The 12,799-nt window shown below is 40.8% G+C and carries 15 protein-coding genes; 9 read left to right on the top strand and 6 right to left on the bottom strand.

The window, feature by feature from the left end; all coding sequences use genetic code 11:
• Positions 1 to 14: 14 nt before the first annotated feature.
• The gene (locus BM176_RS26535) at positions 15 to 533 is read left to right on the top strand and encodes a 3'-5' exonuclease family protein (RefSeq protein ID WP_090107438.1); all 519 of its coding nucleotides are present in this window, start codon (positions 15 to 17) and stop codon (positions 531 to 533) included.
• Between the two features lie 257 nt (positions 534 to 790).
• Here the strand turns inward: BM176_RS26535 and BM176_RS26540 are convergent, their stop codons facing one another.
• A complete protein-coding gene (locus BM176_RS26540) occupies positions 791 to 3,883 on the bottom strand; it encodes a lantibiotic dehydratase (protein WP_090107439.1) in 3,093 nt (1,030 codons plus the stop codon).
• Positions 3,884 to 4,146: 263 nt separating this feature from the next.
• Here BM176_RS26540 and BM176_RS32605 point away from each other — a divergent pair, with 263 nt between their 5' ends.
• The 8 genes from BM176_RS32605 to BM176_RS26550 all read left to right on the top strand — a co-directional run bounded on the left by BM176_RS32605 (position 4,147) and on the right by BM176_RS26550 (position 7,204).
• A complete protein-coding gene (locus BM176_RS32605) occupies positions 4,147 to 4,299 on the top strand; it encodes a class I lanthipeptide (protein WP_177230556.1) in 153 nt (50 codons plus the stop codon).
• A 16-nt stretch (positions 4,300 to 4,315) separates the two neighbouring features.
• A complete protein-coding gene (locus BM176_RS32610) occupies positions 4,316 to 4,474 on the top strand; it encodes a hypothetical protein (protein ID WP_177230557.1) in 159 nt (52 codons plus the stop codon).
• 19 nt (positions 4,475 to 4,493) lie between these two features.
• Positions 4,494 to 4,667 (top strand): hypothetical protein, encoded by a 174-nt coding sequence (locus BM176_RS32615; RefSeq protein WP_177230558.1) that lies wholly within the window; start codon positions 4,494 to 4,496, stop codon positions 4,665 to 4,667.
• Positions 4,668 to 4,686: 19 nt separating this feature from the next.
• Complete coding sequence (locus BM176_RS32620) at positions 4,687 to 4,845, top strand: hypothetical protein (RefSeq protein ID WP_177230559.1); 159 nt, start codon at positions 4,687 to 4,689, stop codon at positions 4,843 to 4,845.
• A 15-nt stretch (positions 4,846 to 4,860) separates the two neighbouring features.
• The gene (locus BM176_RS32625) at positions 4,861 to 5,007 is read left to right on the top strand and encodes a hypothetical protein (protein WP_177230560.1); all 147 of its coding nucleotides are present in this window, start codon (positions 4,861 to 4,863) and stop codon (positions 5,005 to 5,007) included.
• Between the two features lie 20 nt (positions 5,008 to 5,027).
• Positions 5,028 to 5,198 carry a hypothetical protein gene (locus BM176_RS32630; protein ID WP_177230561.1) on the top strand — a complete coding sequence of 57 codons (171 nt, stop codon included), beginning with the start codon at positions 5,028 to 5,030 and terminating at the stop codon, positions 5,196 to 5,198.
• 76 nt (positions 5,199 to 5,274) lie between these two features.
• A complete protein-coding gene (locus BM176_RS26545) occupies positions 5,275 to 6,471 on the top strand; it encodes a lanthionine synthetase C family protein (RefSeq protein ID WP_090107440.1) in 1,197 nt (398 codons plus the stop codon).
• Positions 6,472 to 6,577: 106 nt separating this feature from the next.
• Complete coding sequence (locus tag BM176_RS26550) at positions 6,578 to 7,204, top strand: response regulator (protein WP_090107441.1); 627 nt, start codon at positions 6,578 to 6,580, stop codon at positions 7,202 to 7,204.
• A gap of 150 nt (positions 7,205 to 7,354) precedes the next feature.
• Here the strand turns inward: BM176_RS26550 and BM176_RS26555 are convergent, their stop codons facing one another.
• Genes BM176_RS26555 through BM176_RS26575 form a run of 5 tightly spaced genes read right to left on the bottom strand, consistent with a single transcriptional unit; the run spans position 7,355 to position 12,793 of the window.
• Entirely contained in the window at positions 7,355 to 8,437 is a 1,083-nt protein-coding gene (locus tag BM176_RS26555) for a hypothetical protein (RefSeq protein ID WP_090107442.1), read from the bottom strand.
• A gap of 56 nt (positions 8,438 to 8,493) precedes the next feature.
• Complete coding sequence (locus tag BM176_RS26560) at positions 8,494 to 8,997, bottom strand: hypothetical protein (RefSeq protein ID WP_090107443.1); 504 nt, start codon at positions 8,995 to 8,997, stop codon at positions 8,494 to 8,496.
• Positions 8,998 to 9,007: 10 nt separating this feature from the next.
• Positions 9,008 to 10,285, bottom strand: coding sequence for a condensation domain-containing protein (locus BM176_RS26565; protein WP_090107444.1), 1,278 nt, complete (start codon positions 10,283 to 10,285; stop codon positions 9,008 to 9,010).
• The gene (locus BM176_RS26570) at positions 10,260 to 11,597 is read right to left on the bottom strand and encodes a condensation domain-containing protein (protein WP_090107445.1); all 1,338 of its coding nucleotides are present in this window, start codon (positions 11,595 to 11,597) and stop codon (positions 10,260 to 10,262) included. The genes BM176_RS26565 and BM176_RS26570 overlap by 26 nt, the downstream gene beginning before the upstream one ends.
• On the bottom strand, positions 11,594 to 12,793 hold the full coding sequence (locus tag BM176_RS26575; protein WP_090107446.1) for a glycosyltransferase: 1,200 nt from the start codon (positions 12,791 to 12,793) through the stop codon (positions 11,594 to 11,596). Before BM176_RS26575 ends, BM176_RS26570 begins: the two co-directional genes overlap by 4 nt.
• Between the last annotated feature and the right edge of the window lie 6 nt (positions 12,794 to 12,799).

The raw sequence follows: 12,799 nt of genomic DNA on the forward strand, positions 1-12,799 counted from the left end.
CCTAAACCTATTTTATGGCTTATATAATGGTCGACGTAGAAAGTGATGGCCCTATTCCTGGGGATTACTCTTTGATCTCTTTTGGTGCCATCCTAGTAAACGAAAAGTTAGATGTATCGTTCTACGGAAAACTCAGGCCCATTTCTGAAAACTATATTCCTGAAGCGTTAGCAGTATCAGGCTTCACCAGAGAAGAAACCCTCACTTTTGAAGATCCAACAAAAGTGTTGAATGATTTTAGTGCCTGGCTAAAACTTAACTGTAAAGACAGGCTTGTTTTCATCAGTGATAATAACGGATTTGACTGGATGTTCATATGCTGGTACTTTCATCATTTTACAGGCTCAAACCCTTTTGGACATAGTTCTCAAAACCTTGGCAGCCTGTTCAAAGGAGTTGTAAAAGATACGTTTCAGAATTTTAAGCATCTTAGAAAAACAAAACACACCCATAATCCTGTTGATGATGCAAAAGGTAATGCGGAGGCATTATTATCTATAAAAGCAGAATATGGGCTAAAGATCAAGCTATGATTAGCGTCGTATCTGTTTCCCAGAAATACAAACAGATTGTAAGCTAATAATATGAATGAATAGCATTGTTTGGGAAAAATTAATTAAGTCTGAAAGGCAAGATCTGATATTTAGACATACTTTTTGTATCAGTAAGTGATCCTTTTATGGAATGGAAAACGTTAACCAATATATCCACTATCTAGGAATAGGTAATATTTCCATTGAAGTAACAGAAGAAGATATGTCGAAAGAATGGGAAATGCAGGGGCTACGTTTTATGTAGCTTGTTTCTTTGCAATTGCTAGTTGAGAATCATAGTATTTACTCAGGAAATGATAGATCACCAATTCATGTTTTCTCTGATTAGAGATCAACATCCTGTTCAGGAACATATGGATATAGCTGGGTATTAATTGGTGAAGCGATTCTGAGTCTTTGATAATCGCACGAATTTTTTCAGATCGGGTATAAAATAAAACAGTGGCTTCCTCAATTTCATTCGCGGTATCCTGTTGTTGATCCAGGAAGCTGCTAAGTTGTCGCATATGCTGTCTGTACTTATCGTTTAATTGGGTCTGTAATGCTTTATCCCCTCCGAATTCTTCAAAGAAATGCTTTTGGATTCTTTTCAGGAGAGTAGTTTTTTGTAGCAAGGTATATCCGAAATCCTGTAGCAGAATATCAATACCACGGGCAGCCAATAACCAGCGAAAGGTTTCGCCTTCTTCTCCTTCAAGCAGATCAATGCAATCCAACACAGCTTCACTATCCAGGTGGAAAATAGTTTCGCTTAATTCCATGGTTAATTCGCCATAGCGCTCAATTTCTCTTATATAAGTATCCGTTTGGATCTTATAAATTAATTCTCTTTCATTATGTTCTTGCAGAGCGGTATGTAGTTTTTCCAGTATCACTTTCCAGAATAAAGGGTTTACCGAATTATGAAACCTTAGTCTGATATGATGATCGGGGTCTGTATACCGGATAAAGAACCACTTATCAATGATATGTGCTGCTTCAAGTTCGCGGATTAGTGGTTTAATAATTGATTTCAGTGTCTTTTCGGCAGTATTGGTTCCACAATAGATCTTTATGTACAACCATTCGCTACCTGTTATAAAACTCCTGACAGGCATGTTTTTATAAACAGGTGAAGCTGTCTGTTCTTTTTTAAGTAAAGTGCTTTTTAATGGAATGATTAACTCATGTGTAAAGCTGCCATTCGTTGATGTAACCCAGCAATTATCTGGTGTGGAGAGCATTTCCTGGATAATAATCCGCTCTTTTTTCAACAGGGTTGTTGCGAGCAATTGCAGGCATGAGTCACTTTCCATATCAATAAACAACTCGTTATCACCTTCTGTAATTGTAATATACCGGGGAAGCTGTAATTGTTTCCCAACCTCTTTAAGAAGGGTAGTGCCATTGTCTTTTAACGCTGGATAATCCTTCTTATAAAGGATCCAGGTGCATTTACTCAGGATGATTTTTTTATAACGTACGGCTGGCAAAAAACGTTCTTCACCCGGCAGGCTCCATTGCCAGCCTGCAGCATGATGTAACTGTTGGAACTGCAGATCACAGAGAAACTTATATACCAGCAGACTGCCCATGCTGAAATTATGTGCTGTACTCAGACGGGGAATGACTCTTTTATTAAGTTTTTTCGACCGGAGGATTACGATATTATTTTTTACACTAACCATCAGATCTGTAATGGGAATCTGATGATCTGCAGCTACACTGCCATTACCAAGGTATACAATCTCGTAATCTCTCAATTGTGGACGTGCCAGGATATTACCAGTTCTGGCTTCCGGCAGATGAATGATCTCCGCATAGATACAATCAGGATTATTACGCTCTTCTTCCTGTAAGCAATCCTTTACTTTTTCGCTGAGCACAGCGTCTCCATGACAAAACCTTCCCAACAGGTTGGCTGCGGATGGTCCGCCGCAGGAGCTGAATTCAAACAGATAGTTGCCTGTATCAACGGCAGCAGCGCTGCTGCCCAGAATACTTCCCATCAGGTACATGCTATCAGGAAGGGAGGGTATATCCGTTTCTTTAAGTTCATTAAGGTCATCATCCGTCAGTACTATTTCTGTTTCATGATTACGCAAACATTGCTGTAATCGCTGAAACTGGAATTGCTGCATTTTATTCCAGGAGATGGTTTTGGCGTCGTCTGTGTTCTTTATATAAATATTATCTATGAGCGGAGTATGATCTGCAGAACTGCCTGTATGCCCTGAATAGCCAATGCCGGATTCTGTGTCAAGTGCAATAGCGAGTGGTATTTCCTGTTCTTCATACCGATCCCTGAAGCGTTGGCAGAATTGTTGGAGGTCGGGATTGTTATTGAGCTTTGACAGCTTCCATAAAGGTATGATCTGCTGCTGTATATCATTGATGAGATGGCCGCTGATGGTATTATGAATAGTAGATAGGAACAGATCGGTTTGTACCAGGTCTTTACTGTTAGTATCAGGTAACAGGCTTTTTACCAGCATATGTGTTTGAAGATACTTATCAATACTGGTGTTGGGCTGGCGAAGTAGCGTCTGAATCCTGGATAAATGATCTGTAACCGGAGTTGTGTTCTCCAAGGCTTCCAGCTTCTTAATAAATAGAGAGAAAAACTCTTCGCCGGTAACAGTAGGTTCCAGGCTGCTTATTAGGATCTGACTTTCAATTAGTTCATGAATGAACTCCAATGCTTCTTCATTGGAGATCTCCTCACTGACAATGCTGGCGCATAGTGTATGAATAGATGCACCTCCTGCGGCGGTTGTGAGTATTTGTTGCAGATAGTCGGAATAGTTGACCGATGTTAATGTATAATGTCTGAATTTATTATTGATGGTAAATGCAGCATAACGGAAGGCATCTGCGATCTTGTACAAAGAATTATTTGGATAGAACGTTAGTTGCGATTGTATTTCCGGTATTTGTGAGATGGTAGCCACTAATTCTGCTACATAGTTCATGTCCAGGCGGCAATGCTTTTTATGCAGATCCTGATGAGCCAATTCAATACTGGTGGTATTATCAAATTGTCCTGTCGCACTACCGGCAAACAGGCCATATGGTGTGCAGCGGGTACACATGCGCAGTATATATCTGAATAAGGCCAGTACCAGTTTCTGGATCTCTTTCTCTCCCGTAAATAAGCCTTGTTGCCATTTAACAAGTTCCTGGTACAACTCGGGCGAGGCGATATAGATCGCTTCTGTTAAATAAGGATCACGGAAAATGTGGCTGATCTTATCTGCCAGTTCTTTGTAAGTGATTTGGGTGAACTGGTCTTTGAAATTTACCGGCAACAGCGGTGTTCTGAGTAAATAGAAATCTTTAGCGGCTATCATAATAATGCAAGGGCATGTAAACAAAGAATAAGTTAGCCCATTTGATCAGGATCAGATCCCCCCTGAAAAGGGGATATTTTCCCCACTTGACAAAAAGCATAAAAAATCCCCCTTTCCTGTGATGAAGGTAACCTGCCTTTATCTTTATCTTTAAAATGCTGCTGTCGGGAGATCATCTGTGCTATCAATATTGCATAGGCGGTTTCCCTTTTATTTTCAACCTATAATGCATTTCAAAACTCACACAAAAACCCTTGTTAATCATGAAGAAAGAATCCACAAAAAAACTCAGCCTTGGCAAAATTAAAATTGCAACACTGAGCAGTACACAAATGGCTAACATTAATGCCAATGCACCCACCTACACAGGATGTAGTCTTTTAAAATGTATCCCTCCGCCAGATGGTAAAAACTAAATCTAAAACCTGATTTATGAAAAAGAAATCTGAAAAAAAATTAAAACTTGGTAAAATTAAGATTGCCAGTTTGAATCAGACAAAAGAACGCCCGCATGCTGCTGTTGCCAGTGGCGACTGTACTGTATCCATAGACAATTGTCAGGCATGCAGTGAAGTTTTCTGCCGTTTTTAACTTCATTAAATCTGATCTTATGAAGAAGAAAACTGAGAAGAAATTGCAGCTTGGCAAAATTAAAATAGCAAGCTTAAGTCCGGCAAAACAAAACCAGCATGGTATTGCCACTACGTTTTGCTCTTTTATTATATGCCAGGACGATATGAGTCAGGGTGCAGCTGTCTGTAGTGAAGATTCCTGTCGCTTTTAATTCCATTAAATCTGAACTTATGAAGAAGAAATCTGAAAAGAAGCTACAGCTTGGTAAAATTAAGATAGCCAGTCTGAACCAGACAAAAAAGAATATCAATGACGAAGCTGCGATTACCTTGCTTTGCCTAAGTAATGGTATTCCAATGTGTAGTCTTGACATTTGTCGTTTTAATTAACCAAAATCTGATTTTATGAAAAAGAAATCTGAGAAGAAACTGCATCTTGGTAAGATTAAAGTAGCCAGTTTGAGCAAGTCAAAAAATAACATGAATGCTGAACTTCCTACTATTACCGTGCTTTGTCTTAGTCTGGGTGATCCTAATAACTGCCGTTTTTAATTAACCTAAAAATTGATCTTATGAAAAAGAAATCTGAAAAAAAACTGAGCCTGGGTAAAATCAAAATAGCTAGTTTAAGTCAATTAAACCAGCATCTGATGGGAATAGGAGTTCCCGTTACCATTAAAATTTGCACAGATGACATTAGTCAGGGTGCTCCGATATGCAGCGTTGATTCCTGCCGTTTCTAATTAAATTTATTAGCTGGAAGATGGGACTGATAATAAGGTATCTTAACCTTTATTCAGTCCCATCATTATTTTTCATATGGATTATAAAAAGGATGCCATTAGGGTTTTACAGGAGATAAGTGTTGCACTGGATTATTACACAGAGCAGGAAAACCTGCCGGGTTTATTGTCCGGGTATAGCGGTTACGCTTTATTCTATGCTTATTACTACAATCTCACCGGTAAAAAGAAACACCTCAAAAAGGTGCATCAACTATTATTAAAAAGCATACAGGCTTTGTCAGAGGAAGCACTGATACCTTCGCATTGCAATGGAGTATCGGGAATGGTATGGGCTATTCAGCATCTTATTAATACCGGTTTTGCAAGCGAAGATGGACTAGAAGATACTTTTGAGGAAGTGGATGTACTACTGGGAAATATTATGGAGCAGCAGGTAGTGCAGGAAGAGTATGATTTCCTGCATCAGGGGCTGGGTATTGCATTATATTTCCTGGAAAAGGAACAGCCCTCACCTTATTTGAATACACTGGTAAAGCAGCTGGAAAAGACGGCTTATAAGGATGAAAAAGGTCTCCGCTGGCGGGATCATTTTTCCAGAACTCAGGCAGAACGACCTGAAGAACCAGCTTTTAACCTGGGATTAGCACATGGTATACCCGCTATTATCTCTGTTTTAGGAAAAATCCATCAGAAAGGGATTGATGTATCACCCTTACTTGATCAGAGTATCAGCTGGTTGTTATCAACCAAAAATAAGCCCGAGGAAGGAATCAGTTCACTTTATCCTGTATTGGTGGATACCCGCAATGAAGCAATGACAGGAAAACAAAGCCGGCTAGGCTGGTGTTATGGTGATCTGAGCATTGCCGCCACTTTAATGAATGTAGGGATGGGGTTGCAGAATGATCTTTACAAAGAAGAAGCACATCGCATTTTTACACACACGTTACAACATAGAAATACCAAGAACGGGAGTGTGCATGATGCCTGTTTCTGTCATGGAGGTGCTGGTATTGCGCATATATACAGGCGAGCTTATTTAGCAACTGAAGATCCGCTCTTTTTGGAAGGTGCAGACCATTGGCTACAACAAACACTGCAAATGAATACCTGGAAAGACGGACTGGCCGGGTTTAAGTTTTATGCTGATGAAAAATATATTAACTGTTATGGGTTGCTGGAAGGGATTACCGGATTAGGATTAGTACTGATTGCGGCACTTGATCCTGCTACTACACCGGCATGGGACAGGTGCTTACTTTTGTCCTGATATCTCTGGCAAACTTTCCTTATATTACATTAGAGTAATGCCAATTACATTCAAAACCTGTAACCCGTTAACTGTTTGTCATTAGCGTCTTAAAACCGGAAAAAACATGATCCGCCTGTATGTTTTAGATAACCACCCATTAATACTGGAAGGATTGTACTCACTGTTGAATAGTGAAAAGGAGATAGAAATAGTTGGACATGCCCGAAATGGGAATGACTGCCTGACCTTTTTACAATCCCATACTATTGATCTGATCCTCATGGATGTTGATCTTCCGGATATGGATGGCATTGATTTGTGTGCCACTATAAGGATGGAACACCCGGATATCCTGATAATAGGTCTGAGTTCTCTTAATGAAGGAAAGTATGCAACCGGACTGGTAGAGAATGGTGCCAGTGGATATTTGCTGAATAATGTAGACCGGGAAGAGTTACTTTATGCAATACATACTGTGTACAGTGGAGATAATTATTTTTCGAAGGAGGCAAAGCAGGCTATTCAGAATGAACACAATAACAGCAGACATCATTTTCCTCATCTTACCAGAAGGGAGAAAGAAGTGCTGGTCCTTATAGCAGAAGGTAACACGAATCCTGAGATTGCGGAACAACTATTTATCAGCGCAGATACAGTGAACAGTCACCGTAAAAATTTACTGGCAAAGCTGGAAGTAAGGAATACAGCAATGCTGATTAAGTATGCTATCAATAATAAGTTACTGGTATAAAAGAAGGGCTTAAAAGTCGTCCAAATGGTTACGATATGGCTGTATCTCTTTCATTTTCAATCTGGTTAAATTAGTAAGTCTAACAGCTTGATATAAAAGTAAAGGCTGTATCAAAAGTATGATACAGCCTTCTCATCAGGAATATTTTTATTAGTTGCTTTTAAAAACGATCTTCTCTACTACCACATCCAGCTTTTTTAACACGGACATATCACTATTCACCTTTTTTCCACCAGTTACCTGGTCATATTTTGGCTCTCCGGTATTATTCACTTTAAACTGGACAGATACCCCTTTACCTGCTATTGTTCCACCTTCCCAGCTGTCAACAATACCACCGTCTTCCCATTCAAATCCATTTATTTTAAAGTTCCTGCCGTTTACTTTCACTACTTTATCGATCGGATCGCCCACTTTGATTCCAAAAGGAGATTTCCACTTTGCATGTTCTTTTGTGAAAGTGATTGCCGTACCCTTTTCTCCATCAAAAATTACTTCCATTTCGTTGTCAGTGTCAGGAAATACATAATAAGCGATACCTGCATCATTGCCCTGCAAATCTGTAGCCGGATGTGAAGCCACATTTTCTTTACCATATAGTTCTACCAGTTGTTCGGGCCGACGGAGTTTGAAAAGTGTACGTACGTCCCAGTTATAGGTATCTTCAGTTTTAGCAGCAGGCTCACTGGCAGTAGTTGTTGCTGCGGTTTCTGTTGTAGTCTGTTGCGCAGGGGTAATGTTTTCATTATCAGTAGTAGCCGCTACAGTGGGTTTCGCTTTAGGTTTTACCGAACCGGGGGGAGGCAGAACGGGCATGCCTCCTGATTTTACCAGGGCTGCTTTCTCCTCCTGTAAGTCTTTGGCTTCTCCTTTAAATTTATTGACGGTATAAGTCGCCACAGGAAATACGCTATTGCTCTGGATACCCAGGGCCCTTAAGTTTGCGATCAACTGCTGCCTGTTACAATCACTGTATTGGTAGTAGAATTTTAATGCAGCATCCAGGGCTGCCGGATCACCTTTCAGTTCGGCCATCGTTTTATCGATATCCAATCCGCCGGCACCACTACGTGATAGCTGGTCTGCTATAAAAAGTGTCCCCAGGTCATTTTTGAGCTCATAGTGCTCTGCTATTTTATGGGTAAGATCTTCAACTATATTTTCAGCCAGCTTAGTCTGGGCGTTCAGCGCAACTGGCAATATGAACGCAATCAATGCGATAATCCGTTTCATGCATGGTTCTATTTGGTGAACTTCACTGTCACTAAATTATGTAATATTCCCGAGTGTTAGGCAGGATACAGCTTTTTTACCTTGCTGATAGGCTGTAAGACAAAAATTACAGCCATAGCTCCACCTAACAATCCCGATACAATAGCTAGAACGGTTCCATCAAAGGTATAATTGTCCGGCAGGGATACATGTAAACCAAGCATTAAACATAACATTGTTGATAATGTAACAGTTGCGTTTAAACCAGCTGTTTTAAATAGGAATTTATTTTTAGGGAAGTGAGGAGAGAAGGGCAGGCTGGCGTTATTTCCTTCTATTAACGCGATTGTCTTTTTTAATACGTCTAAAGTGATAAAAAAGGGAAGAAATACGGCCATAGGTAAAATAAATCTTGCCAGCGGCTGAGCACCTTTAAAGAGATGAACAGCATGCTTGTCCTCAAAGTTGATATAGGGTACCACTCCGTTAATGATCACATTGGAAATAATAGAGATAAGCAGTTGTTTCCTGGTAAATTTCTTTAACAGGGCTTCATCTGTCCTTATTCCGGGTAGTTCCATATGGGGATATTTATAAAGCTTGTTGTAATACCGCTATTTTTTCAACCAGTAGTTCCATCATCCGGTCTTTGATAATTGTCGCATCTTCCTTTGAGAGAAAGCTTTCGCTGGAAATAAATGAGAAGTCTATTTCTCTCCGGAAGTTGGTAATAATCAGAGTATTCGGGTTTCTCCAGGGGAAACTGGCACTAGGGCTGTGTATAGTTTCCAGATGGAATGACTGGTAGCTGTCCGGGATATTAAGGCGTCCCATATTAGAAAGTGTCACATCATGGGTGCCTTCGCTGGATTTCAGATAAGCAATGAGTTTTTTCACGGAAGAATGAAAGTATTCACTTATCAATAATAGTTCGTGGATATTCATGACGTCTATTCTTCCAGCCAGATCATTTCGGAGCTTCCTGGTTTTGGTCCAGAAGTCCGTATTGCTGTCTTTGTCTACGGGGAGTTCCTCAATAGGCGCGAAGGCAAACAAATGATCATTTTTTATTTCAGAAATATACCGGCGGATATCTACCGGATAGATCACCTGACCTTTTGCTTTATCCCCTTTAAGCTCTCGCATGGCTTCCAGGAATGCTACAGAAAAAGCAGCGTGAAGTGCAGTTTTCTCCTGTTTGCAAAGGTTGATAAGTGCAGTGGAGCTTTCTTCATCCATCTTCCAGTTCAATAAATAGCTCTTATCGGGAGGCGATTTATGCTTAGTGGTTTTGAATGATAAAACCCATCCCGCTATTTTGGCGATTAACCAGGCCTTCATCTTCATTTTCCTGTTTGAAAGGATATATGAAGGAATGAGGGAGTTGACAGACTCAAAGGATTCATAAGGTTCCATATCTATATCCTGCTGGTCCAGCACCTGAAGAATTTCCCGCATGAGGGTAAGTATAGAGGTGCCATCACAGATACAATGTGCACATACCAGCAGGATTTCAGACACATTGGCTGATCTCAGCCATACTACTCTGGCCAGTGGGCCTCTTTTTACATCAAATCGGTTTTCCCACTCTGCCTCGGAAACCGTTATCCAGTCGTTATCTGAAAACCGTTCTTCTATGCGTAGCGGAATTTGGGAGATCTTGGTATTGGAAACAAAGTAAGGTCTGCCCTGCTCATCTTCTCTGATCACTACCCGTAATAGTGGGTGTTTTCTTTGTATTTCCAAGAGCGCTATTCTCAGGTTTTCCTCTTTGATAGTACCACGTATTTTTGCGGCAAACACACAATTAACAGTTGTTTTTGCATCCACATACATGATCCTTTCACCGATTATTAGTTTTCTGTTCATGGTTAAAATTGTTATGATGTACGGGTTCTGTTACCGGCAGGGTAGCCTCACGCTGGAGTAATGCAATTGCATTGTCTCTGATAGCCCGTGCATCTGCACGGTCCAGCACCCCATCATTAGAAATAAATGTAAAATCTATCTGATTGTTAAAAGTGGATGTGATGATAGTGGTTGGATTCGCAAATGGACCAATAACAGAAGGACTGTAGATGGCTTCAATATCAAAAGAATTAAAATGTTGCGGAATGTCCAGTTTGCCCAGGTTAGAGAACATCAGATCATATCCAACTTTACCATAGGTCAGCATCTTCCTCATTTTATGTACCGATGAGTGTGCGTTTTCAAATGCCATCAGGAATTCGTATGGATTCATATCCGCCATTTTTGATGTCACCTTTTTTTGTAGTAAGCGGGTTCTGTCCCAGAATTGCATATTGGGATCTTTGTCTATCGATAATGTAAGAACGAGGCCAAAGGAGAAGATGGTGTCCTTATCTATGTTCTCTACAAACTTTCTGATATCTACAGGGCAGGTGATCTTATTATGTGCATTATCACCCTTTACTTCTCTGAATGCATTCAGGAATGCTACACATAAGGCCGTATTTACTGTAACACCTGCCGCAGAACATGCTTTGAATAATGCTGAAGAATCTGCTTTGCTGAATTTCCAACTGATAAGATAGTCAGCTTCCCTGTTAATCTTTATTTTTCCTGGTCTGATAAAAGCGGTCGCCGCAGACAGGGCAAGTCTTAAAACTGCACCACTGAACTTTGCTTTTAATATATTCTTCCGGCTTTTTAATATGGCCGCAGGAACAATATCCTTTATTGTGGTGAAGGAGGTATGTTGCCCTATCTCCTTTTCCGGGTTGTCCAGCAGGGCCAGCATTTCGCGGACCAACAACAATAATGCGCCACCATCGCACATGCAATGATGGAGACTGATAAGCAATTCTGAGATGTCTGGAGATCTTACCCAGGTAACACCCATCAATGGCCCATTCCGGGTATCGAAAACATTTGCCCAGGCAGCCTTTGATGCTTCTATCCAATCGTCGTCGTGCTTCCGTTCTACTATGCGGATAGGAATTTCCGGTACTCTCTCATTCAAAAAGAAATGGGGGATCTTCTTATCATTCGATTTAATACCCGATCTCAATAAAGGATGTTTGGCCTGTATTTTTGTAAGGGCATTCCGGAGATTTCCATAGGAGATAGTGCCGGTTATTTTTACAACAAAGACGATATTGAATGGCGTAAAACCATCCCCATACAGGATCCTTTCAAGGAAGAGTAATTGTCTGTTCATATGTTGGTAACCTGAAAAGTTTTCTGTGCAAATGTTTCGAGTAATTCTGTGGCCTTTTCATTACCACCTGCTTTGATAAATGTATCCCTGATGTGTTGCGCAGCCAGACGATATTTATCATTTTCGAGTACATCCCACATTGCCGTTTTCAGATCACTTATCCGCAATCTTTTATACCGCAACTTTACGCCACAACCAGCATTCTCTATCAGGGATGCTGTATGAAAGTGGTCGTATGCAATAGGAGTAATCAGCATGGGTAAACCATTCATAAAAGCATCGTTCACGGTGTTAAATCCTCCGTGGCAGATGACGGCATCCATCTTGGGCATCAGTGTGGATTGGGGTACATATCCCTGCACTATGAAGTTGTCCGGCCATTTGTCGAAGATGGCAGGATCTGTTGCTGCTATGATTGTCAGCGGTTGATCTGCAAACGCTTCAATGAGTTTCTGGAAGAAATCTTTGCGGATGTCTACCAGCAATGTTCCCAGCGATACAAATACTTTAGGGGTGGTAACGGCAGCCAGCCTGTCCCAGTCAAACGGGGTATTGTTTGGTCTTCCTTTTACCGGACCTACAAATTTCATATGTTCAGAGGTGTCTTTACTGGCGGCAAATTCCCTGGATGTGAATACGATATTCATTTCCCTGGAATGGATTACATATTCATCCGTATAAATGCCAAACTCACGCTGTAATCCCTGGATGAGATTTTGCTGCCACTCAAAGATTTTGGGCGACTGCATTGTATCTCCTGTAACATCAGGGGGGACTGGTGTAGTGGTTACGCAGGGTATTCCTTTATTATAAGCACAGATAGCGCCGGCAAATGTGATGCAATCACTGATAATCACATCTGGCTGATATTCATCTACTACTCTGGACAGACCTTTCATGATATAGCGACAGAAGGGGATATAGGTATCTTCCAGTGCCAGTTTCAGGGTTTCTATGCCTGAGAGTTTAGGCCCATCATCCTGTATTTTCAGGATACGCTGAATATCGGCTTGATGTTCTGCAAGTTCTTCATGAGGAACAATGAATTGCCCTCCTGCCGGGATATGTTCACTTCCCAACTCTTTGATACCCACCCATACTACCTGGTGACCTCTGGCTATCAAACTGGCGCCTACACTTAGCGTAGGACTGATATGCCCAAAGAAGGGCGGTACCACAAACATGAATTTTGACATAATCCT

Origin of the sequence: Chitinophaga sp. CF118 (assembly GCF_900112615.1) — a bacterium.
Classification (GTDB): Bacteria; Bacteroidota; Bacteroidia; order Chitinophagales; family Chitinophagaceae; genus Chitinophaga.

What these genes read in the sequence shown, in the direction of transcription:
- BM176_RS32615 (WP_177230558.1), top strand. Translation starts at nt 4,494, where the DNA reads ATGAAGAAGAAAACTGAGAAGAAATTGCAGCTTGGCAAAATTAAAATA.
- BM176_RS26540 (WP_090107439.1), bottom strand. Translation starts at nt 3,883, where the DNA reads ATGATAGCCGCTAAAGATTTCTATTTACTCAGAACACCGCTGTTGCCG.
- BM176_RS26560 (WP_090107443.1), bottom strand. Translation starts at nt 8,997, where the DNA reads ATGGAACTACCCGGAATAAGGACAGATGAAGCCCTGTTAAAGAAATTT.
- BM176_RS32605 (WP_177230556.1), top strand. Translation starts at nt 4,147, where the DNA reads ATGAAGAAAGAATCCACAAAAAAACTCAGCCTTGGCAAAATTAAAATT.
- BM176_RS26565 (WP_090107444.1), bottom strand. Translation starts at nt 10,285, where the DNA reads ATGAACAGAAAACTAATAATCGGTGAAAGGATCATGTATGTGGATGCA.
- BM176_RS26545 (WP_090107440.1), top strand. Translation starts at nt 5,275, where the DNA reads ATGGATTATAAAAAGGATGCCATTAGGGTTTTACAGGAGATAAGTGTT.
- BM176_RS26570 (WP_090107445.1), bottom strand. Translation starts at nt 11,597, where the DNA reads ATGAACAGACAATTACTCTTCCTTGAAAGGATCCTGTATGGGGATGGT.
- BM176_RS32610 (WP_177230557.1), top strand. Translation starts at nt 4,316, where the DNA reads ATGAAAAAGAAATCTGAAAAAAAATTAAAACTTGGTAAAATTAAGATT.
- BM176_RS26550 (WP_090107441.1), top strand. Translation starts at nt 6,578, where the DNA reads ATGATCCGCCTGTATGTTTTAGATAACCACCCATTAATACTGGAAGGA.
- BM176_RS32620 (WP_177230559.1), top strand. Translation starts at nt 4,687, where the DNA reads ATGAAGAAGAAATCTGAAAAGAAGCTACAGCTTGGTAAAATTAAGATA.
- BM176_RS32630 (WP_177230561.1), top strand. Translation starts at nt 5,028, where the DNA reads ATGAAAAAGAAATCTGAAAAAAAACTGAGCCTGGGTAAAATCAAAATA.
- BM176_RS26535 (WP_090107438.1), top strand. Translation starts at nt 15, where the DNA reads ATGGCTTATATAATGGTCGACGTAGAAAGTGATGGCCCTATTCCTGGG.
- BM176_RS26555 (WP_090107442.1), bottom strand. Translation starts at nt 8,437, where the DNA reads ATGAAACGGATTATCGCATTGATTGCGTTCATATTGCCAGTTGCGCTG.
- BM176_RS26575 (WP_090107446.1), bottom strand. Translation starts at nt 12,793, where the DNA reads ATGTCAAAATTCATGTTTGTGGTACCGCCCTTCTTTGGGCATATCAGT.
- BM176_RS32625 (WP_177230560.1), top strand. Translation starts at nt 4,861, where the DNA reads ATGAAAAAGAAATCTGAGAAGAAACTGCATCTTGGTAAGATTAAAGTA.